This is a genomic window from Leclercia adecarboxylata (assembly GCF_035787115.1).
Taxonomy (GTDB): Bacteria; Pseudomonadota; Gammaproteobacteria; order Enterobacterales; family Enterobacteriaceae; genus Enterobacter; species Enterobacter adecarboxylatus_E.
This window is the reverse complement of record NZ_JALKTL010000003.1, coordinates 1-21,440: the sequence shown is the minus strand read 5'-3', so window position 1 is coordinate 21,440 and position 21,440 is coordinate 1. Positions and strand designations below refer to the sequence as shown.

Genomic DNA, 21,440 nt, shown 5'->3' with positions numbered 1-21,440 from the left:
CGCATAATCCCAGCGTTGACAGGATCCTTCACACATTTTATTTATACACACGGTATTTGCGCCTGCACCGATAAAACTATTTTGTCCTTGTGCCATGGTCGCTTTTTTCCTTCCCTGACACGAGGTTGTTATGACGAGTTTTGTTGTCGCCAAATTTGGCGGTACCAGCGTGGCCGATTTTGATGCCATGAACCGCAGCGCCGATGTGGTGCTGGCCGATCCTGATACCCGGCTGGTGGTGTTGTCCGCTTCGGCTGGCGTTACTAATCTGCTGGTTGCCCTGGCAGAGGGGCTGGAAGCCAGCGAGCGCCAGGCAAAGCTGGAAGCGCTGCACAAAATTCAGTTCGATATCCTTAGCCGTCTGCGCGATCCAAGCGTGATCAGCGAAGAGATTGAGCGCCTGCTGGAAAATATCATCACTCTGGCCGAAGCTGCCTCTCTGGCAACCTCCACTGCCCTGACTGACGAGCTGGTAAGCCATGGCGAGCTGATGTCGACGCTGCTGTTTGTTGAAGTGCTGCGTGAGCGTAACGTTCAGGCGCAGTGGTTCGACGTGCGTAAAGTGCTGCGCACCAGCGACCGTTTTGGCCGCGCCGAGCCGGAAATCGCTACCATCGCCGAACTGACCGCCCAGCAGCTGGCACCGCGTCTGGCTGAAGGGATTGTAATTACCCAGGGCTTTATCGGTAGCGAAGCCAAAGGCCGCACCACCACGCTTGGCCGTGGCGGCAGCGATTACACGGCGGCACTGCTGGGCGAAGCCCTGAGCGCTTCCCGCGTGGATATCTGGACGGACGTACCGGGCATCTACACTACCGATCCACGCGTGGTGCCTGCGGCAAAACGTATTGATGTCATCGCCTTTGAAGAAGCCGCCGAGATGGCAACCTTCGGCGCCAAAGTTCTGCATCCGGCGACCCTGCTGCCTGCGGTGCGCAGCGACATCCCGGTGTTCGTGGGCTCCAGCAAAGATCCGAAAGCGGGCGGCACCATGGTGTGCAACACCACTGAAAACCCACCGCTGTTCCGCGCCATCGCCCTGCGTCGCAAACAGACCCTGCTGACCCTGCACAGCCTGAGCATGCTGCACTCCCGCGGCTTCCTGGCAGACGTGTTTAGCATTCTGGCGCGCCACAGTATCTCGGTGGATCTGGTCACCACCTCAGAAGTGAACATCGCCCTGACGCTGGACACTACCGGCTCGACCTCTACCGGCGACACCCTGCTGACGCAGTCCCTGCTGATGGAGCTTTCCGAGCTGTGCCGCGTTGAGGTAGAAGAAGATCTCGCCCTGGTGGCAATCATCGGTAACGAGCTGTCCCGCGCCTGTGGTGTAGGCAAAGAGGTGTTTGGCGTGATGGAACCGTTCAACATCCGCATGATTTGCTACGGCGCATCCAGCTACAACCTGTGCTTCCTGGTGCCGGGCGCCGAAGCCGAGCAGGTCGTTCAGAAGCTGCATCATAATCTGTTTGAATGACAGAAAAATGGCCCGGATATCCGGGCCATTTTTTTATCCTGCCAGCACCGTTCTCATCAGCAACGCATCCAGCGAGGTGATATCACCGTCCCGGCTGTCGGGCAGCGTAGGCGGGTTTTCGCCTCGCGCCAGTTCCTGGGTAATGAAGGCATGCAGCAAAGGACGTCTGGGGCCGTATTGTGCTTCTCCGGCACGCTGTTTTATCGCCAGTAGGGCATCGATTTCCTGACGTAACGGCGCATCAAGCTCGCTTCCCGCCAGCAGTTCGGCAAAACGCATCGGCGGCACACCTTTTCCGGCTTCTACCCACCGCACCGCTAACAGCGGACGTAAGACGTAAAAATACTTCTTCAGCCGCACCTCTGTTCCCTGTAAGTAACCGCGGAAATTTTTACGCGCCATAGCGTAGTAGTGCCAGCGTGCACGCAGGGGGGAAAACCATGCAGGCACCTGCGCGCGTAATTGCGTGATCGCCGTGTCGTTCTGCTGATAGACAACCGGCGAATCCAGCCACTCAATCAGCGTGGGGTTGGCCGCTTTCAGCAAGCCAAGCGCCTTGCGCCACTCCCAGCCGCTCACATCAAGTTCGTCATCTATCGGCAGTTCGATCACGTCCCGCTGCGGCTCTACGCGCAAATACCAGTCAGGTTTATGCACATACAGGAAGCGCACGTCATAATCGCTATCCGGTGACGCAAAGCCCCAGCCCCGGCTGCCCGATTCACAGGCATACAACACGGCAACGTTGAAGCGTTGTTCTATATCGTTGAGTTGCTGCCGCACACGCTCGCGCATGGCGGCATCTACACCGTTATCAGCCATTTTTTATCCTTTTACACATACCACCTGGCGCAAGGTATGGACGATTTCCACCAGTGAAGCTTGCGCCGCCATCACGGCGTCGATGTTTTTATAGGCCATCGGGATCTCATCGATAACCTCGCTGTCTTTTCTGCACTCGACGTGTGCGGTGGCGCGAACCTGATCCGCCACGGTGAAGCGTTTTTTGGCCGCGGTACGGCTCATCACTCGCCCTGCGCCGTGACTGCAGGAGCAGAAGCTCTCTTCATTGCCCAGACCGCGAACGATAAAGCTCTTTGCACCCATCGAGCCGGGGATAATCCCCATCTCGCCCTTCTGTGCCGACACAGCGCCTTTGCGCGTCACCAGCACGTCTTCACCAAAATGACGCTCTTTCTGCACATAGTTGTGATGACAATTCACCGCCTCCTGCTGGGTCAGGAAAGGCTTTGGCACAATGCGCGAGAGCGCGGCCAGCACGCGAGACATCATTACCTCGCGGTTATGACGCGCAAAATCCTGCGCCCACTCCACGGCTTCGATGTAATCGTTATAGTGACGACTCCCCTCCTGGAAATAGGCCAGATTCCTGTCAGGAAGATTGGCGATATGCTGCTGCATATCCTGCTGGGCCAGGGTGATAAATACATTGCCGATAGCATTGCCGACCCCACGCGAGCCGCTGTGCAGCATCACCCAGACGCGATCCTGCTCATCCAGGCAGATCTCGATAAAGTGGTTCCCGGTGCCCAGCGTCCCCAGATGCTGATGGTTATTGGTTTTCAACAGTTGCGGATATTTATCCGTCAGCCGTTTAAAACGCGGCGCCAGGTGTGCCCAGTGGCTATCGACTTCGTCCGGCGTTTTTTCCCACGCCCCCTTATCGCGACGGGAGCGGGTACTGGTGCGCCCATGCGGCACCGCCTGTTCAATGGCGCTACGCAGCCCGTGGAGGTTATCCGGCAGGTCGCCTGCCAGAAGCGATGTCCGCACGGCAATCATCCCGCAGCCGATATCCACTCCCACCGCCGCCGGAATGATGGCCCCTTTGGTGGGGATCACGCTGCCAATGGTGGACCCTTTTCCGAGATGCACATCCGGCATCACCGCAAGATGTTTAAAAATAAACGGCATCTTTGCGGTATTCAGCAGCTGCTCACGCGCTTCGGGTTCAACGGGCACCCCGTGCGTCCACATTTTTACCGGTGCGCTGTGCTGCGCCGTTAACACATCAAAATCATTCTGTTTCATTGGGCTCATCCTCAGGGCGGTCTGAATCGTTCGCGACCACCCTTTACATTGTCTGTTACGGGAAAGTATTGCCAGAAGCGTGCCAGAACATTCAGCCTGCGCATAAAAAACATATCTATTTGATTAAAATTACTTTTATTTTCACCCTTTCTCCAGATATTGCTTAACCCGGAGAATGTTTTTATCTTTTGGTATCGACATTTATCTTTCAGGATAAACATGAACAAGCGGCGGGTAGTTATTGGGGTACTGGGAACGGTGATGGACAAACGCGGTAAGCGGGCCAATCGCTTACGCAAATGGCGCCCAACGGTCGGGCTTTGCCAGCAGCCCGATCTCCCCGTCGATCGGCTTGAGCTGCTTTACCAGCCTCAGGATCGCGGGATGGCGGAACAGATAGTGGAAGATATCAGGCTGCTTTCACCCCATACCACTGTACGCCCGTGTCCCGTCACCATTATCGATCCCTGGGATTTTGAAGAGGTCTACGCCGCCTTTCTCGACTTCGCCACCCACTACAAGTTTGACACCGAACATGAAGAGTACCTGGTGCATATCACCACCGGCACCCACGTGGCGCAGATCTGCTGGTTTTTGTTAACCGAAGCGCGGTATCTCCCCGCCAGCCTGATCCAGACTGGCCCCGCCAGCAGGGATGCGCCAGAAGAGGCAGTCCCCGTCGGACGCTACTCGATCATCGACCTGGATTTAAGCCGCTATGCCACATTAACCAGCCGCTTTCAGCGTGAACAGCAGGAATCCGTTTCGTTTCTGAAAGCCGGAATTGATACCCGCAACGCGACATTCAACGCCCTGATCGACCAGATTGAACGTGTGGCGCTGCGCTCGACTGCCCCGCTTCTGCTGACTGGCCCAACGGGGGCCGGAAAATCGTTTCTCGCCAACCGCATCTATCAGCTGAAGCAATCCCGCCATCAGCTGACAGGCAGGCTGGTAGCGATAAACTGCGCCACGCTGCGGGGTGATAACGCCATGTCGACCCTTTTCGGCCATGTCAAAGGGGCGTTTACCGGGGCCGCCACGGCCCGCGCCGGACTGCTGCGCGAGGCCGATGGCGGCGTGTTGTTTTTAGATGAGATCGCTGAACTTGGCCTCGACGAACAGGCCATGCTGTTGAAAGCAATCGAAGAAAAAACCTTCTTCCCGTTTGGCTCCGATAAAGAGGTCAGAAGCGATTTTCAGCTGATAGCTGGTACGCACCGGGATATGCGGCAGTGGGTGGCGGAAGGGCGCTTCCGGGAAGATCTGTATGCGCGTATCAATATGTGGAGTTTTGCCCTGCCCGGCCTGGCGCAGCGCCGGGAAGATATCGCCCCTAACGTGGAGTACGAGCTGCAACGCTTTGCGGCCGAAACGCAGTCTCAGGTTCGCTTCGACAAAGAGGCACGCGAGCACTATCTGCGTTTTGCTGACTCGCCTCAGGCATTATGGCGCGGAAACTTTCGTGAACTGGGCTCCTCTGTGGCACGGATGGCCACGCTTGCGGATCAAGGGCGCATCACCTTCGCGCTTGTTGAGGAAGAGATCCTCAGGCTGCAGGAGAGCTGGCAAACCGCCACATCATCAACTGCCATGGAACTCGATCTCTTCGACCAGCGGCAGCTGGAAACCGTGCTGGAGGTATGCCGTCGTAGCGCCTCATTATCCGAGGCCGGGCGCGAACTCTTTGCAGTCTCCCGGCTGAAAAAGGTCAATCCTAACGATGCTGACCGGCTGCGCAAATATCTTGCCCGCTTTGGGCTGAGCTGGGAAAGCCTCCACCCGGGATCATGAAGAAAATTTGGTTGAATAAAATTCATTAGCAGGATAAACACTATCTCTAAGCCGGGCTCGATCCCGGCTTTTTTATAACTACATGACACAACAAATCGCAAGGAATCCGTATGTTATCCGCCATCACCCGGCTGTTCCCTTTATGGGCGCTGCTGCTCTCTGTTTTAGCCTATTACACCCCAACCACCTTTACCGCTATCGGCCCGTGGGTCACTACGCTGCTGATGCTGATCATGTTCGGCATGGGCGTGCACCTGAAACTCGACGATTTTAAACGCGTGCTGTCACGTCCGGCTCCGGTCGCGGCGGGGATCTTCCTGCATTACCTGGTGATGCCGCTGGCGGCATGGGCGCTGGCGATTGTCTTTAAGATGCCGCCGGATCTCTCCGCCGGAATGGTGCTGGTTGGCAGCGTGGCCAGCGGTACGGCCTCCAACGTGATGATCTATCTGGCGAAAGGAGATGTGGCGCTGTCGGTGACCATCTCCTCCGTCTCTACGCTGGTGGGCGTGGTGGCGACCCCGCTGCTGACGCGTCTGTACGTAGATGCCCACATCCAGGTGGATGTAATGGGGATGCTGCTGAGCATTCTGCAAATCGTGGTGATCCCGATTGCGCTGGGGCTGGTTATCCATCATCTGTTCCCACGCGTGGTGAAAGCCGTTGAACCATACCTGCCGGCATTTTCGATGGTCTGTATTCTGGCGATCATCAGCGCGGTGGTGGCTGGCTCTGCCGCCCACATCGCCTCGGTCGGCTTTGTGGTCATTATTGCGGTGATCCTGCATAACGCTATCGGCCTGATGGGCGGTTACTGGGGCGGGAAGCTGTTCGGCTTTGACGAATCCACCTGCCGCACGCTGGCAATTGAAGTGGGAATGCAGAACTCCGGTCTCGCCGCCGCGCTCGGCAAAATTTACTTCTCGCCGCTGGCGGCTCTGCCTGGCGCGCTGTTCTCGGTATGGCATAACCTTTCCGGCTCGCTGCTGGCAGGTTACTGGTCAGGTAAGCCTGTTGATGAACCCGCGAAAAGCGATGTGCTGAAAGAAGGTTAATTCAGCTTCGCCGCAGCGAAGGCATGCTTTACACTGAAGCCTCTTTCACAGGAGGCTTCAGGTATGTCCACACCAAGATTGACCCAGAAAGAGATGACAGAAAGCGAGCAGCGCGAACTCAAAACCCTGCTTGACCGCGCGCGTATCGCCCATGGCCGTCTGTTGACCAACGCCGAAACCAATCACCTCAAAAAAGAGTACATCGACAAACTGATGGCGCAGCGTGAGCTGGACGCCAAAAAAGCCCGCAAGCTGAGAAAAGAGCAGGCTTATAAGGTGGATAAAGAGGCGACATTTTCCTGGTCGGCCAATACCCCAACCCGTGGAAGGCGCTAATCAGCGCCCTTTCTTTTTGCGCCCGGGCTGAGTAAAGCGTTTTCCGTTTCCGGCCGGTTTTGCACGGCTTTTCTCTTCCGCTTGCGGGGCCTTGACCACCGGGCGTTTGATCCCCTGGGTTTTCGGCTTCGCTTTGGCTTTTGGCTTCGCTTCTGAGGACGAATTCTCAATAAGCTTAAACAGCTCGATCAGCTCATCGTCGGTAAGATCGCGCCACTCACCCAGCGGGATGCCGGAGAGGCTGACGTTCATGATGCGCGTGCGTTCCAGCTTCGTCACTTCAAAACCGAAATGTTCACACATGCGGCGGATCTGCCGGTTTAACCCCTGAACCAGGGTAATACGAAACGCGAACGGTGCTTCTTTCTTCACCTTGCACTTTTTCGTGACCGTACCGAGGATCGGGACGCCCGCCCCCATGCCGCGAATGAACTCGTCGGTCACCGGTTTGTTGACCGTGACGATGTACTCTTTCTCGTGGTCGTTACCGGCACGCAGGATCTTGTTGACCAGGTCGCCGTGGTTGGTGAGGAAAATCAGCCCCTGGGAGTCTTTATCCAGGCGGCCAATCGGGAAGATGCGGCTGCTGTGGTTGACGAAATCCACGATGTTGTCGCGCTCGCCATCTTCCGTGGTACTGACAATGCCAACCGGTTTATTCAGCGCGATAAATACCAGGTCTTCTGCATTACGGGGCTCAATCGCCTGACCATTCACTTTAACCACGTCGCCCGGGACGACCTGATCGCCAATAGTGGCGCGTTTACCGTTGATAAACACGTTGCCCTGTTCGATGTAACGGTCAGCCTCGCGGCGCGAGCAGATCCCGCTCTCGCTAATGTATTTGTTTAATCGGGTGGATTGTGTTGGCAGCATAATTTCTCCTGTAGAGGCGAAATATACCTTAGGTTGCGGGCAACAAAAATGGGTTAGTACCCATTGATGAGAAAATCGAGAGCATCCCGTAATGCCGTTCTTTCATGGTTAAATCAGCAATACGCTCGCCAACCTCTTTTGCCGGGATCCCCGCTATCATATGCGTCATCACCACATGTGACGTTCCGGCTATGTCGACCACCGGGCAAATTTTGGCAGGCGGCTTACTGCCCGACAGTTGAGATAATTCGATCGCTGGCGCCACCAGCACATGCTTTAACACACTGGCAACCGGATGCTGAAGATTAACCAGATAAGGATAAACGCCTTTTCCGGGCCCTCTATTCTGATAAGCAAAGAACTGCTTCATCAGAACGGCCGCTGAAAATCACTGAATGAGCCGTTTTCTTCTACCCACGGGTTTACCGCTTCAATGGAAGAGGCGTTATCCCGCAGCCACTCCGCCCGTTTATTTTCACGAAATTTTTCCATCAATGCCTCAGTCAAAACAGCTGACAGATTGATGTTAAGTTGACGTGCCTGTTCCAGCACCTCTGCCGACAGAGAGACATTCACCGATTTTTTTATGCCTGGCCTGGTGCGCATGAGGCCCCCCGTAGCAATGCGCATGATGTGTTGCAGCGTAGCGTAGTAAATGAGCATTTTCTATAACCTCCGGGAAAATGAGGGCTTCACGGTAGCGCGCCAGAAGAGTATCGTCACGCCCCGCCGTTTAGTTCTGCGAGGCGTTATCCAGATTAATACTCATCCCGGCCATCATCCTCATCCGGCTGCTCCATCACGCTGTAGGCCACCGCGCAGAACAGAGAGTTCAGACGTTTCATATCACCCAGCAACCCCAGGTGCAGGGAGCTGGTCTCGATACTTTGCACGTTCTGCTGGTGCAGTCGGTCAACGTGCGCGTGGGAATAGCGGCGGTTGAGGATGCGGAACCGGTGCTTGTTACGACGCAGACGGCGTGCGCTGGGCACATCCCCGGAGAAAAAGACCGACATTGCCAGCTTCAGGTTGCTCAGGAGCTGATCGTGCAGCGCATCCAGCTCCTGGATCCCTTCCAGGGAGAACGCTCTGCGGGCCGCCAGTGATTTGTCGGCGATTTCACTGCCCATGCGCTCGACGATATCGGAAGCCTGCTCGAGGTTGAGGGACATCTCGATGATCTCCGCCCAGCGGCGGGACTCCTCTTCCGCCAGCTCATCTTTTGGCATTCGCGCCAGGTAGAGTTTGATGGCGGTATAAAGCACGTTGATATCGTCGGCGAGTTTACGCAGCGCTTTCTCCTCCCGCGGCTCGCCGTGCACCACCTTTTTCAGCCCCTCCAGCATCAGCTCCATCGCATCGCCCATGCGCAGCGTTTCACGGGCGGCGTTGGCCAGCGCCAGCGCCGGGGTATCCAGCGCGGTAGTATCCAGATGCTTCGGTTTCAGACGGGTGTCGAGCTCCGGTTCATCGCGGATGATACGTTCACAGAAGCGCGCCATGGGGCCTGCAAAAGGTACCATCGCCACGCAGCGCACCAGGTTGTAGAAAACATGGAAGTAGATCACCATTTCCGATTCCGGCAGCGACAGGTTATCCATCAGGTTCGCCAGCGGGTTAACGAACGGCAGAATAATCAGGCTTCCCACCAGCTTAAACAGCAGGCTGCCGAGCGCCACGCGACGGGCCGCGGCGTTGGCGGCGCTGTTGTTAAGTACCGCCAGCAGGCCGGAGCCAAGGTTGGCGCCAATCACCAGACACAGGGCCACCGGGAAGGAGATAATCCCTGCCGCGGTAAGAGTGGCGGTTAACAGCACCGCCGCCAGGCTGGAGTAGCTGATAAGCGCAAACACCGCGCCAATCAACGCATCCAGCATGATATCCCCGGTCAGCGAGGCGAAAATAACCTGAACGCCACTCGCCTGGGTAATGGGGGTGACGGCCTGAACGATCAGCTCCAGCGCCTGCAAAATCAGTCCAAGTCCAATCCCCACGCGCCCCAGCTGTCCGGCGCGGGTCTGCTTACGTCCAAGGAAAAATATCACGCCGATGAAGATCAGCAGCGGCGACAGCCAGGAGAGATCGAAAGTTAACACCCGCGCCATCAGCGCGGTCCCGACGTCGGCACCAAGAACGATGACCAGCGCGGGCGTCAGCGCCACCAGGTCCTGGGCCACAAACGAAGTGACCAGCATGGTGGTGGCATTGCTGCTTTGCACCAGCGCCGTTACGCCAATGCCTGCACAGAACGCGAGCGGTTTTTTCTCAACGCTGCGGCTAAGAACGGTACGTAAACGGGCGCCAAAAACGCGCATCACGCCGGTACGGACGATATGGGTGCCCCAGACCAGCAACGCCACGGCAGAAAGCAGATGTAGCAGAGTCAGCACGGATACAGGTTCTCCTTTTCGTAATACGTTTTCCTGCGGTTCGTTGCGCGCGGTAGTACCGGATGGCGGCTACGCCTTATCCGGCCAACGTTGTGGCGCGGATCGCTGAACCTTATTCCAGTATAAGGGCTTAAATGTAATAAAGAGACAGGGCACCCATTGGGTGCCCTGTTTGTTGTAAGGAAACGTGACGTGAGCCGGACCCTGACCGTCGGCGGCGCAGTCAGATTGCACACGGACTGCCCGCAGTGAGGGGAACGTACACAGAGTACGTGACCCGGGTGAGGACAGCCCTGGTGCACGCTGGCAAGTAAGCCAGGTCAGTCGGCATCGTAGCCGAGATTTGGCGCTAACCAGCGCTCCACTTCTGCCACGCTCATGCCTTTACGCAGGGCATAATCTTCCACCTGATCGCGCTGGACCTGTGCCACGGCGTAGTACTTGCTGTCAGGATGACTGAAATACCAGCCGGAAACCGACGCCCCCGGCCACATGGCGAAAGACTCGGTGAGCTTCATGCCGGTATGGGCTTCGACATCCAGAAGCTGCCAGATGGTGCCTTTCTCGGTATGTTCCGGGCAGGCCGGGTAGCCTGGCGCCGGGCGAATCCCCTGGTAGTTCTCGCGGATCAGCTCCTCATTGCTGAGGTTTTCATTAGCCGCATAGCCCCAGTGCACCTTACGCACCCGCTCATGCAGATATTCAGCAAAGGCCTCTGCCAGACGGTCGGCAATCGCCTTGATCATGATTTTGTTGTAATCATCGTGCTGCGCTTCAAAGGCCTCCGCCAGCGCGTCCTCCTCCAGCCCGCCGGTCACGGCAAACGCGCCAATGTAGTCCGCTTTACCACTCAGCTTCGGCGCGACAAAATCGGCCAGACAGTAGTTAGCAAAACCGATTTTCTCGGTCTGCTGGCGCAGATGGTGGCTGACCGCCAGCACGTGGGTGCGGGTTTCATCGCGATAGATTTCGATGTCATCCCCCACGCGGTTCGCCGGGAACAGCCCCACCACGCCGCGCGGGTTAAGGGTTTTCTCCGCGCTGAGCTTGTCCAGCAGGTCGTTAGCATCTTTGAACAGGCGCTGCGCCTCTTCACCCACCACTTCATCTTCGAGAATGCGCGGGTATTTTCCGGCCAGCGACCAGGTCATAAAGAACGGGGTCCAGTCGATGTAGTTACGCAGGGTTTCGATGCTGGCCGTCACCGTCTGAACACCCAGGCGATGGGCAACCGGCGGCGTATAGCTCGACCAGTCAAAGGCCAGGTCGTTATCCCGCGCCGCAGCCAGCGTTACCGGCGGCGTGCGTGGCTTTTTGCGCCCGTGCTGAATGCGCACCGTTTCATACTCTTTGCGGGTTCTGGCGACAAAGTCGTCGCGCTGGGTCGCGGACAGCAGCGCCGATACCACGCCAACCGTGCGCGAGGCGTTCTGCACGTACACCGTCGGTCCGCTGTAGTTCTGCTCGATCTTCACCGCCGTGTGCGCCTTCGAGGTGGTGGCGCCGCCAATCAGCAGCGGCAGGGTAAAGCCCTGGCGCTCCATCTCTTTCGCCACGTTCACCATCTCATCCAGCGACGGGGTAATCAGTCCGGAGAGGCCAATCAGATCGGCATTCACTTCGCGCGCGGTTTTGAGGATTTTCTCCGCCGGCACCATCACGCCAAGATCGATAATCTCGTAGTTATTACACTGCAGCACCACGCCGACGATGTTTTTGCCGATGTCGTGCACGTCGCCTTTCACCGTGGCGATCACCATTTTGCCGTTACTGGAGCCTTTCTCTTTGCTGGCCTCAATATAGGGTTCCAGATAAGCTACCGCCTGCTTCATCACGCGGGCCGATTTCACCACCTGCGGCAGGAACATTTTGCCCTCGCCAAACAGGTCGCCGACCACATTCATGCCGTCCATCAGCGGCCCTTCGATCACTTCAATCGGACGTTCGGCCTGCTGGCGCGCCTCTTCGGTATCCAGTTCGATAAACTCGGTGATGCCTTTTACCAGCGAGTATTCGAGACGCTTTTTCACGTCCCATGAGCGCCACTCCGCCTGCTGGACGTTAGCGCCGTCATCGGCTTTGCTGCCGCGATATTTTTCGGCCAGCTCCAGCATGCGCTCCGTGGCGTCGTCACGGCGGTTGAGGATCACATCTTCAACCGCGTCGCGCAGCTCCGCCGGCAGGTCGTCATAAATGGCCAGCTGACCGGCGTTGACGATCCCCATATCCATCCCGTTACGGATGGCGTAATAGAGGAACACCGCGTGGATCGCCTCACGCACCGGGTCGTTGCCGCGGAACGAGAACGACACGTTGGAGACACCGCCGGAGATCAGCGCGTGCGGCAGTTCACGCTTGATGTCTTCACAGGCGCCGATAAAGTCCTGCGCATAGTTGTTATGCTCGTCAATCCCGGTTGCGACGGCAAAGATGTTCGGGTCAAAGATGATGTCTTCCGGTGGGAAGCCGACCTCTTCGGTCAAAATCTGGTACGCGCGGCGGCAAATTTCAATTTTGCGCTCGCGGGTATCCGCCTGGCCCACTTCATCAAAGGCCATCACCACCACGGCGGCACCGTAGCGACGCACCATTTTCGCGTGATGGATGAAAGGCTCAATCCCCTCTTTCATCGAGATGGAGTTAACGATGCCTTTACCCTGAATGCACTTCAGCCCCTTTTCGATCACTTCCCATTTCGAGGAGTCGATCATAATCGGCACGCGGGCAATGTCCGGTTCACCTGCGATCAGGTTGAGAAAACGCACCATCGCCGCTTCGGCGTCGAGCATCCCCTCATCCATGTTGATATCAATGATCTGCGCGCCGTTTTCTACCTGCTGGCGGGCAACGTCCAGCGCTTCGCTGTATTTCTCTTCTTTGATCAGGCGCTTGAACTTTGCGGAACCGGTAACGTTGGTACGTTCGCCCACGTTCACAAACAGGCTGTCATCGCCAATATTCAGCGGCTCAAGACCGGAAAGTCGGCAGGCCACCGGCAGCCCGGGCAGCTTACGTGGCGCCAGGCCCGCCACCGCATTGCTCATGGCGGCAATGTGCTCCGGCGTAGTACCACAGCAGCCGCCGACGATATTCAGGAACCCGGCTTCGGCCCACTCGCGGATCTGCGCCGCCATGGTCGCAGCGTCGAGATCATACTCGCCAAAGGCGTTTGGCAGGCCGGCGTTCGGGTGGGCAGTGACGTAGCACTCCGCAATGCGCGACAGCTCCTGCACATACTGGCGCAGTTCGTCCGGCCCCAGAGCACAGTTCAGACCAAAGCTCAGGGCATCGGCATGACGCAGGGAGTTATAAAACGCTTCGGTCGTCTGCCCGGAGAGGGTACGGCCGGAGGCATCGGTGATGGTGCCGGAGATCATGATCGGCAGATCCACGCCCAGCGCTTCGAACTCCTCTTTCACCGCATAGATGGCGGCTTTGGCGTTAAGGGTATCGAAGACCGTTTCAATCATAATCAGATCGACACCGCCTTCCACCAGCGCTTTGGTGGACTCGCGATACGCGGTTACCAGCTGGTCAAAGGTGATGTTACGGAAAGCCGGATCGTTCACATCCGGCGAGATAGAGGCGGTGCGGTTAGTCGGGCCAAGTACGCCCGCCACATAGCGCGGTTTCTCTGGCGTGCGGGCCGTCCATTCATCGGCGCAGGCTCGCGCCAGCTTCGCCGCCTCGTAGTTGATCTCCGCCGACAGGGATTCCATCTCATAATCCGCCATGGCGATGGTTGTCGAGTTAAAGGTGTTGGTCTCAACGATATCCGCACCCGCCTCGAAATAGGCGTAATGAATGGCGGCGATAACCTCTGGCTTGCTGAGCACCAGCAGGTCATTGTTACCTTTCAGATCGCAGGGCCAGTCGGCGAAGCGGTCGCCGCGAAAGTCGTCTTCACTCAGACGATAGCTCTGGATCATGGTGCCCATACCGCCATCCAGTACCAGAATGCGTTCATTTAACTGCGCACGCAGTTGATCTACTTTGCTGCTCACACTTGCTCCCGACAACGCTCAACCAGGCCAAAAGGCCAGCAGACCATACTGGCATAATCTTGCAAAGGGGAAAAGTCACACCGCGGTAACATGAGACATGTTCACATAACTCATCCGATCAGTATGGATAACGGTTGCAAAACACCCAAATAAAACGAAAATGATTTCCACGATACAGAAAAAAGGAGCCTGCCATGGTCGCCACCGTTCCCGCTAAACGCGGCAGAAAACCCGCCGCCGCGACCGCCCAGGCGGGCGGTCAAGTCCAGTCCCTGACCCGCGGTTTAAAGCTCCTCGAATGGATAGCCGAGTCGCACAGCAGCGTGGCGCTGACGGAGCTGGCCCAGCAGGCCGGGCTGCCAAACTCCACCACCCATCGCCTGTTGACCACCATGCAGCAGCTGGGCTTTGTCCGCCAGGTGGGCGAGCTGGGCCACTGGTCCGTTGGTGCACACGCGTTTATTGTCGGCAGCAGCTTTTTGCAGAGCCGTAACCTGCTCGCTATCGTCCATCCGATCCTGCGCAAGCTGATGGAGGATTCCGGCGAGACGGTCAACCTGGCGGTACTGGATCAGAGCGACCACCAGGCCATTATTATCGACCAGGTACAGTGTACCCAGCTGATGCGCATGTCTGCGCCGATTGGTGGCAAACTGCCAATGCACGCCTCCGGGGCGGGAAAAGCGTTTTTATCCCAGCTCAGCGAGGAGCAGGTTACGGGTCTGCTGCACCGCAAAGGCCTGCACGCCTATACCCATGCGACGCTGGTTTCACCGGTGCATCTGAAAGAGGATTTAGCCCTGACGCGCAAGCGCGGCTACTCCTTTGATGACGAAGAGCATGCGCTCGGTCTGCGCTGTATTGCCGCCTGCATTTATGACGAGCATCGCGAACCCTTTGCCGCCATCTCCATCTCCGGGCCTGTCTCGCGCGTGACCGATGACCGCGTGACGGAGCTGGGGGCGCTGGTGATTAAGGCCGCCAAAGAGGTAACGCTGGCGTATGGTGGGAATCGTTAAGTCTTTCATGCCCGGCTGCGGGATAAATGCAAAACGGCAACCTTGTTGCCGTTTTTAGTTTTGTTCCCTCTCCCCATGGGAGAGGGACAGGGTGAGGGCATCAGACCGCACCTTACACCGCAAATCTGACGCTAAACCGCTGCTTACGCCGGTAGGCATAGACATCTTCCACATGGCCATGCTTAATGCGCGTCTGCAGGCCACGCCAGTAATCGGCACGAAACAGATCGGCGTGCATCTCTTCAAACAGCGTTCCGATGCGCGGGTCAGCGCAGAGCCAGTGACGGAATTCCTCCGGGAAAACATCCCCCGGCGAGACGCTGTACCACGGCTCGCTGGCGAGCTCATCTTCCGGATAACGGGGCGGCGGGATCTCACGGAAATTCACTTCCGTCATGTAGCAGATTTCGTCGTAGTCGTAGAACACCACCCGTCCGTGCCGGGTGACGCCAAAGTTTTTAAACAGCATGTCGCCCGGGAAGATATTGGCTGCCGCCAGCTGACGGATGGCGTTGCCGTACTCTTCAATCGCATCGTGTAACGCCTGCCCCTCCGACTGCTCCAGCCAGATATTGAGCGGTACCATCCGCCGCTCAATGTAGAGATGGCTGATGATGATTTTGTCCCCCAGGTCGCTGATTTTTTCTGGCGCTTCCTGGAGCAACAGCGCCATCAGTTCTGGCGCGATCTGCCGCTTATCGAGAACAAAGTTTTCAAACTCCTGGGTATCCGCCATTCGCCCGACGCGATCGTGCTCTTTAACCAGCTGATAGCAGGCGCGTACGTGGGCGGCAGACATCTCTTTCTGCGGGGCGAATTTATCCTTAATCACCTTAAATACCCTGTCAAAGCCCGGCAGGGTAAAGACCAGCATCACCATGCCACGAATACCTGGCGCTTCAATAAACTGCTCATCGGCATGGGAAACATAGTGCAGATATTCCCGATAGCTCTCGGTCTTAGCGTGTTTCTGACAGCCTATCGCCATATAGAGCTCAGCGGTGGTTTTACCGGGCAGGATCTCACGCAGCCACTCTACCAGCGCGCCAGGCAGGGGGGCATAAACCATAAAATAGGAACGTGCGAAGCCAAAAACGATGCTGGCTTCGGCGCTGGTCGTCAGGCAGGTATCGACCGCCAGTTCACCGTCATCGCTGCGATGAATAGGCAGTAAAAACGGTAGCGTGACGTCCGGGGTAATCAGCTTACCCACCAGCCAGGCGGCTTTGTTGCGGTAGAACAACTCATTCGCCACCTGCAAATGGCAGTCTGGCAGCCTGTCCGCACCGAGCGTTTCGGACAGATGGGCGATGATATACCCCACATCACGTGGACGATTTTGCCACGGCAGACGCAGGGGCAAATCGGCTAACACTTTCGTTAATAACGCCTCCCAGCCCTGTTCGGGATAGAAATCTTTCGCCAGCGGACGCGGCAGGGTGCGAAAACGCTGCCCGGGCTGAGAGCTGAAAATAAAGAGCCGCTCCGGTGACAGCGCGCGGTGGTCAAACAGCCGGCAATAGACGGAGTTGAAAAAGCTTTCCGCAATCTCATAGCGCGGATAATCCGGCAGCAGCTGGGTGTAATGGCTTTTCACGCGTAGCAAAAAAGCGGCGTCAATACTGATGCTGCCGGTGATGCAGCGCAGCTGCTCCACCACCAGGCCCACGTGATGATCATACAGGTGAATACGCTGTTTCATGGCCTGCTGTACGGCATGCCAGTCGGCCTGCTCGAAGCGCTGCTGCGCCCCGCCCGTCACTTCCAGAAAACGACCATACTGGGCATCAAAGCCCTGCAGTATGGTCTGTGCAATCAGTAACTCCAGGCCACGCGACATAGATTCCCTTACCCCTCACCCTACCCCTCTCCCCATAGGGGAGAGGGAATAGACTGGAGCGGGTTGTTAAATTTGGCACAATACCGCTTTGCTCCCTCTCCCCTGTGGGGAGAGGGCTGGGGTGAGGGGTGTGTTAGAACTGCGCTTCTTCGGTCGACCCGGTCAGGGCAGTCACAGAGGAGGCGCCGCCCTGAATGATGGTGGTTACTCTGTCGAAGTAGCCTGTTCCCACCTCCTGCTGGTGCGAGGCGAAGGTGTAGCCCTGTTGACTTGCCGCGAACTCCGGCTGCTGGACTTTCTCGACATAGTGCTTCATCCCTTCGCCCTGGGCGTAAGCGTGCGCCAGGTCGAACATGTTGAACCACATGCTGTGAATGCCCGCGAGAGTAATGAACTGATATTTGTAGCCCATGTCCGACAGCTCCTGCTGGAAGCTGGCAATCGTTTGATCGTCCAGATTTTTCTGCCAGTTGAAGGACGGCGAACAGTTGTAGGCCAGCAGTTTACCCGGATATTTGGCATGGATGGCATCAGCAAAGCGTTTCGCCAGCGCCAGATCCGGGGTGGAGGTTTCACACCACACCAGGTCGGCATAGGGGGCATACGCCAGACCGCGGCTGATGGCCTGCTCAATGCCGGCATGGGTGCGATAGAACCCTTCGCTGGTGCGTTCGCCGGTAATAAACTGGCTGTCGTATGGATCGCAATCGGAGGTGATCAGGTCTGCGGCATCAGCATCGGTACGGGCAATCACCAGCGTCGGGACGCCCAGCACGTCAGCAGCCAGACGGGCAGCCACCAGTTTCTGGATCGCCTCCTGAGTCGGCACCAGCACTTTACCGCCCATATGCCCGCATTTCTTCACGGACGCCAGCTGATCTTCGAAGTGTACGGCCGCTGCACCGGCTTCAATCATCGATTTCATCAGCTCAAAGGCATTCAGCACCCCGCCAAAGCCCGCCTCGGCGTCGGCAACAATCGGCAGGAAGTAATCCACAAAGCGCGGATCCTTTGGCTCAATGCCGGACGCCCACTGGATCTGATCCGCGCGACGGAAGGTGTTATTGATCCGCTCTACCACCGCCGGGACAGAGTTTGCCGGATAGAGCGACTGATCCGGGTACATGCTGGCGGCGAGGTTGGCGTCTGCCGCCACCTGCCAGCCCGATAAATAGATCGCTTCAATGCCCGCTTTCGCCTGCTGCAACGCCTGGCCGCCCGTCAGAGCGCCGAGGCTGTTGATGTAGCCTTTCTTCGACTCGCCGTGCAGCAGTCGCCACATTCTGGCGGCACCCAGCTGCGCGAGGGTACATTCCGGGTTAACCGAACCGCGTAACTTCACCACATCCTCAGCGCTATACGGGCGCTCAATGCCTTCCCAGCGCGGTTGAGTCCACTCATTTTGTAATGCTTCGATCTGTTGGGTACGGGTTTTCATGTGCAGATGCTCCATATTGTTATGTGGTGAAATCAGGCCAGCAGGCGGTAGCCTGGCAGCGTCAGGAAGTCGATTAAGTCATCTGAGGTAGTGATCTGTTCCATCAGGCGCGCGGCAGCGTCGAAGCGGCCGCTGCTGAAGCGGTGCTCGCCCAGCTCTTCCTGAATGTTAAGCATCTCTTCCGACAGCATCTGGCGGAACAGGGCTTTGGTGACGGGCTTGCCGTTGCTGAGCGTTTTCTGATGATGGATCCACTGCCAGATAGAGGTTCGGGAAATCTCGGCGGTGGCGGCATCCTCCATCAGACCGTAAATCGGTACGCAGCCGTTGCCGGAGATCCACGCCTCAATGTACTGCACGGCCACGCGGATATTGGCGCGCATTCCCTCTTCGGTGCGATCGCCTTCGCACGGCTCAAGGAGCTGCGCGGCGGTGACGGGGGCATCATCTTCGCGGGTTATATGCAGCTGGTTTTTGTTATTGCCCAGGATGCGGTTGAATACCTCCATGGCGGTATCCGCCAGTCCGGGATGCGCCACCCACGTACCGTCATGGCCGTTGCTGGCTTCCAGCTCTTTATCGGCCTTCACTTTGTTCAGTACCTGAGTGTTGCGTTCGCTGTCTTTACTGGGAATAAACGCCGCCATACCGCCCATCGCGAAGGCGCCGCGCTTGTGGCAGGTTTTGATCAGCAGACGCGAATAGGCATTCAGGAAGGATTTATCCATCGTCACCACCTGACGATCCGGCAGGACGCGATCGGGGTGATTCTTCAGGGTTTTGATGTAGCTGAAGATGTAATCCCAGCGGCCGCAGTTCAGGCCAACGATATGGTCACGCAGGGCATGCAGAATCTCATCCATCTGGAAAACCGCCGGCAGGGTTTCAATCAGCAGCGTGGCCTTGATGGTGCCGCGCGGCAGTTCAAAACGATCCTCGGTGTAACTGAAGACGTCACTCCACCAGGCCGCTTCCTGCCAGGACTGGGTTTTTGGCAGGTAGAAGTAGGGCCCGCTGCCTTTAGCCAGCAGATTTTTATGGTTATGGAAAAAGTACAGCGCAAAGTCGAACAGGCTGCCGGGGATCGCTTCACCGTTCCAGGTGACATGCTTTTCCGGTAAATGCAGACCACGCACGCGGCAAACCAGTACCGCCGGGTTGGGTTTAAGCTGATAGATTTTGCCAGCTTCATTGGTGTGACTGATGGTACCGTCAACCGCATCGCGCAGGTTGATCTGGCCATCAATCACTTTGTTCCAGTCTGGCGCCAGTGAATCTTCAAAATCGGCCATAAAGACCTTCACGTTGGCATTCAGCGCGTTAATCACCATTTTGCGCTCTACCGGGCCGGTGATCTCGACGCGTCGGTCCTGCAAATCCTGCGGGATACCGCGGATCGTCCAGTTACCTTCACGAATGGAAGCGGTTTCCGAAATAAAATCAGGTAGCTTTCCGTTATCAATGTCTTGCTGCTGTTGGAGGCGTGCCGCCAGTAATTTATTACGTTTCGGCGTAAAACGGGTTACCATCTCGGTCAGGAACTCAACGGCATCGGCAGTGAGGATCTGCTTTTCCTGCTCGCCATACGGTTGGGTAAAGGCCAGTTCATCGATAATGGTTGCCTGTTGATTCATTGCACTGCTCCTCGTCATTGATCCGAATTCATTTCCCCCACGCGAACGAAAGATCGTTGAGTAGTTTTCGTTCAGCAGAATTAAGACTATCTCGCCTTTGATTAAAATCAAAAACAATTTCCATTTTTAATTCAAAAAACCATTAAGTAACTGATATCAATAAAAATAAAAATACTCGTACAGACGGGGTGTATTTCGGAAATAAAAAAGGCACCCGAAGGTGCCTTAACTGGAGAGCTGAAACGCTACAGGATGAGGATCGTCAGAGGATTAATCCAGCGTCGGATTCATGTGGCGCAGATCGTATGGTGTGATCTGGTAGACGTAGTAGTTGAGCCAGTTCGTAAACAGCAGATTGCCATGGCTGCGCCAGGTGGCACGAGGTTTGTTCTTAGGATCGTTTTGCGGGAAATAGTTATACGGCACGTCCGGATTTAAACCCGCTTCCACATCACGGAAAAATTCACTGGCCAGCGTATCCGGATCATATTCCGGGTGGCCGGTGACGAAGGCTATGCGCTTGTCTTTACTGGCAAAGAGATAAGCATCACCCTCTTCGGTTTCCGCCAGAATCTCGAGATCGGTGTAGTCACGAATCAATGCAGCCGGAAAATCAGCGTAGCGCGAGTGAGGCGCCAGGAAAGAATCATCAAACCCGCGGGTCAGCAGTGCATGAGGATGCAGAATATGATGCTCATAGACGCCAGAGAGTTTCTCGGTGCGGGTTTGCTTAGGGATACCATACAGGATGTTGAGTGCCGCCTGCACCGCCCAACAGACGAACAGTGTAGAAGTGACATGATCCTTAGCCCACTCCAGCACCTGCTTGATTTGCGGCCAGTAGGCAACGTCGTTGAATTCCACCAGGCCCAGCGGCGCACCGGTAACGATCAAGCCATCGAAGTTCTCGTCGCGGATGTCTTCAAAGTTGCAGTAGAAGTTATTGAGATGCTCTGAGGGCGTGTTACGGGACTCGCGTGCATCAATACGCAGTAACTGAATATCGACCTGCAGCGGGGAGTTCGATAGCAAGCGGAGGAACTGATTTTCCGTCTCGATTTTCTTTGGCATCAGGTTAAGGATAAGCACCTTCAACGGGCGAATTTCCTGACCTGTAGCGCGTGAAGCTGTCATGACAAAGACATTTTCTTCACGCAAGAAATTGACGGCTGGTAGCTCGTCCTGCACCCGAATCGGCATAACCTTATATCCTCACAGCATACGTATAAACGTTTAGACATCCAGATAGCTGACAATAACCAGGAATCGCGCAAATGTCGAGTGCGCAGGAAGAAGGTGAGAAAGTTTCAAGGAAGATGGGTCTGTAGAGTGCCCGGCGCGCTTTCCGGCGCCGCAACGCAAAAAGCCCGTCCTTGCGGGCGGGCTTTCGGCTTGTTTGATGCCTGGCAGTTCCCTACTCTCGCATGGGGAGACCCCACACTACCATCGGCGCTACGGCGTTTCACTTCTGAGTTCGGCATGGGGTCAGGTGGGACCACCGCGCTACAGCCGCCAGGCAAAT

15 protein-coding genes, 1 rRNA gene and 1 pseudogene are annotated in these 21,440 nt (G+C 56.7%); 5 read left to right on the top strand and 12 right to left on the bottom strand.

All coding sequences use genetic code 11. The annotated features are described in order from the left end of the window. The first annotated feature begins 130 nt into the window (after positions 1–130). Entirely contained in the window at positions 131–1,480 is a 1,350-nt protein-coding gene (gene lysC / locus MXM41_RS10990) for a lysine-sensitive aspartokinase 3 (protein WP_325931944.1), read from the top strand. 33 nt (positions 1,481–1,513) lie between these two features. On the opposite strand, the gene MXM41_RS10985 is transcribed toward lysC, so the two are convergent. Beyond that, positions 1,514–2,302, bottom strand: a complete 789-nt coding sequence (locus MXM41_RS10985) for a nucleotidyltransferase domain-containing protein (RefSeq protein WP_325931943.1) — start codon at positions 2,300–2,302, stop codon at positions 1,514–1,516. 3 nt (positions 2,303–2,305) lie between these two features. Then, positions 2,306–3,532, bottom strand: a complete 1,227-nt coding sequence (locus MXM41_RS10980; RefSeq protein WP_325931941.1) for an RtcB family protein — start codon at positions 3,530–3,532, stop codon at positions 2,306–2,308. A 219-nt stretch (positions 3,533–3,751) separates the two neighbouring features. Here MXM41_RS10980 and rtcR point away from each other — a divergent pair, with 219 nt between their 5' ends. From rtcR to MXM41_RS10965, 3 genes are all read left to right on the top strand, one after another. Next, positions 3,752–5,326, top strand: coding sequence for an RNA repair transcriptional activator RtcR (gene rtcR / locus MXM41_RS10975; RefSeq protein WP_325931940.1), 1,575 nt, complete (start codon positions 3,752–3,754; stop codon positions 5,324–5,326). Positions 5,327–5,436: 110 nt separating this feature from the next. Then, positions 5,437–6,381, top strand: coding sequence for a ketopantoate/pantoate/pantothenate transporter PanS (gene panS / locus MXM41_RS10970; protein ID WP_325931938.1), 945 nt, complete (start codon positions 5,437–5,439; stop codon positions 6,379–6,381). A 63-nt stretch (positions 6,382–6,444) separates the two neighbouring features. Further along, complete coding sequence (locus MXM41_RS10965) at positions 6,445–6,717, top strand: DUF3811 domain-containing protein (protein WP_103177828.1); 273 nt, start codon at positions 6,445–6,447, stop codon at positions 6,715–6,717. On the opposite strand, the gene rluF is transcribed toward MXM41_RS10965, so the two are convergent. The 5 genes and pseudogenes from rluF to metH form a co-directional block, all read right to left on the bottom strand. Beyond that, positions 6,718–7,593, bottom strand: coding sequence for a 23S rRNA pseudouridine(2604) synthase RluF (gene rluF, locus MXM41_RS10960; protein ID WP_325931935.1), 876 nt, complete (start codon positions 7,591–7,593; stop codon positions 6,718–6,720). A 53-nt stretch (positions 7,594–7,646) separates the two neighbouring features. Continuing rightward, positions 7,647–7,963 (bottom strand): annotated as a pseudogene (locus MXM41_RS10955) (CcdB family protein). Continuing rightward, positions 7,963–8,256, bottom strand: a complete 294-nt coding sequence (locus MXM41_RS10950; RefSeq protein ID WP_325931934.1) for a type II toxin-antitoxin system CcdA family antitoxin — start codon at positions 8,254–8,256, stop codon at positions 7,963–7,965. The pseudogene MXM41_RS10955 and the gene MXM41_RS10950 overlap by 1 nt, the downstream one beginning before the upstream one ends. Positions 8,257–8,351: 95 nt before the next feature. After that, the gene (locus MXM41_RS10945; RefSeq protein WP_325931933.1) at positions 8,352–9,983 is read right to left on the bottom strand and encodes a Na/Pi cotransporter family protein; all 1,632 of its coding nucleotides are present in this window, start codon (positions 9,981–9,983) and stop codon (positions 8,352–8,354) included. Between the two features lie 320 nt (positions 9,984–10,303). Continuing rightward, on the bottom strand, positions 10,304–13,987 hold the full coding sequence (gene metH, locus MXM41_RS10940; RefSeq protein ID WP_325931932.1) for a methionine synthase: 3,684 nt from the start codon (positions 13,985–13,987) through the stop codon (positions 10,304–10,306). 194 nt (positions 13,988–14,181) lie between these two features. On the opposite strand from metH, the gene iclR reads away from it, so the two are divergent. Continuing rightward, a complete protein-coding gene (gene iclR, locus MXM41_RS10935; protein ID WP_325931931.1) occupies positions 14,182–15,006 on the top strand; it encodes a glyoxylate bypass operon transcriptional repressor IclR in 825 nt (274 codons plus the stop codon). Positions 15,007–15,118: 112 nt separating this feature from the next. Here iclR and aceK read toward each other — a convergent pair whose 3' ends face one another. From aceK to rrf, 5 genes are all read right to left on the bottom strand, one after another. Then, complete coding sequence (gene aceK, locus MXM41_RS10930; protein WP_325931930.1) at positions 15,119–16,846, bottom strand: bifunctional isocitrate dehydrogenase kinase/phosphatase; 1,728 nt, start codon at positions 16,844–16,846, stop codon at positions 15,119–15,121. 133 nt (positions 16,847–16,979) lie between these two features. Then, positions 16,980–18,284 carry an isocitrate lyase gene (aceA, locus tag MXM41_RS10925; RefSeq protein ID WP_325931929.1) on the bottom strand — a complete coding sequence of 435 codons (1,305 nt, stop codon included), beginning with the start codon at positions 18,282–18,284 and terminating at the stop codon, positions 16,980–16,982. Between the two features lie 32 nt (positions 18,285–18,316). Continuing rightward, entirely contained in the window at positions 18,317–19,918 is a 1,602-nt protein-coding gene (gene aceB, locus MXM41_RS10920; RefSeq protein WP_325931928.1) for a malate synthase A, read from the bottom strand. 270 nt (positions 19,919–20,188) lie between these two features. Next, on the bottom strand, positions 20,189–21,118 hold the full coding sequence (gene metA, locus MXM41_RS10915) for a homoserine O-acetyltransferase MetA (RefSeq protein ID WP_325931927.1): 930 nt from the start codon (positions 21,116–21,118) through the stop codon (positions 20,189–20,191). A gap of 201 nt (positions 21,119–21,319) precedes the next feature. Next, positions 21,320–21,435 (bottom strand): 5S ribosomal RNA (gene rrf / locus MXM41_RS10910). Between the last annotated feature and the right edge of the window lie 5 nt (positions 21,436–21,440).

Bases quoted from the DNA above. Each gene is read 5' to 3' on its own strand.
- aceA (WP_325931929.1), bottom strand. From the start codon at position 18,284: ATGAAAACCCGTACCCAACAGATCGAAGCATTACAAAATGAGTGGACT.
- MXM41_RS10965 (WP_103177828.1), top strand. From the start codon at position 6,445: ATGTCCACACCAAGATTGACCCAGAAAGAGATGACAGAAAGCGAGCAG.
- MXM41_RS10950 (WP_325931934.1), bottom strand. From the start codon at position 8,256: ATGCTCATTTACTACGCTACGCTGCAACACATCATGCGCATTGCTACG.
- rtcR (WP_325931940.1), top strand. From the start codon at position 3,752: ATGAACAAGCGGCGGGTAGTTATTGGGGTACTGGGAACGGTGATGGAC.
- aceK (WP_325931930.1), bottom strand. From the start codon at position 16,846: ATGTCGCGTGGCCTGGAGTTACTGATTGCACAGACCATACTGCAGGGC.
- aceB (WP_325931928.1), bottom strand. From the start codon at position 19,918: ATGAATCAACAGGCAACCATTATCGATGAACTGGCCTTTACCCAACCG.
- panS (WP_325931938.1), top strand. From the start codon at position 5,437: ATGTTATCCGCCATCACCCGGCTGTTCCCTTTATGGGCGCTGCTGCTC.
- MXM41_RS10980 (WP_325931941.1), bottom strand. From the start codon at position 3,532: ATGAAACAGAATGATTTTGATGTGTTAACGGCGCAGCACAGCGCACCG.
- iclR (WP_325931931.1), top strand. From the start codon at position 14,182: ATGGTCGCCACCGTTCCCGCTAAACGCGGCAGAAAACCCGCCGCCGCG.
- rluF (WP_325931935.1), bottom strand. From the start codon at position 7,593: ATGCTGCCAACACAATCCACCCGATTAAACAAATACATTAGCGAGAGC.
- metA (WP_325931927.1), bottom strand. From the start codon at position 21,118: ATGCCGATTCGGGTGCAGGACGAGCTACCAGCCGTCAATTTCTTGCGT.
- MXM41_RS10985 (WP_325931943.1), bottom strand. From the start codon at position 2,302: ATGGCTGATAACGGTGTAGATGCCGCCATGCGCGAGCGTGTGCGGCAG.
- lysC (WP_325931944.1), top strand. From the start codon at position 131: ATGACGAGTTTTGTTGTCGCCAAATTTGGCGGTACCAGCGTGGCCGAT.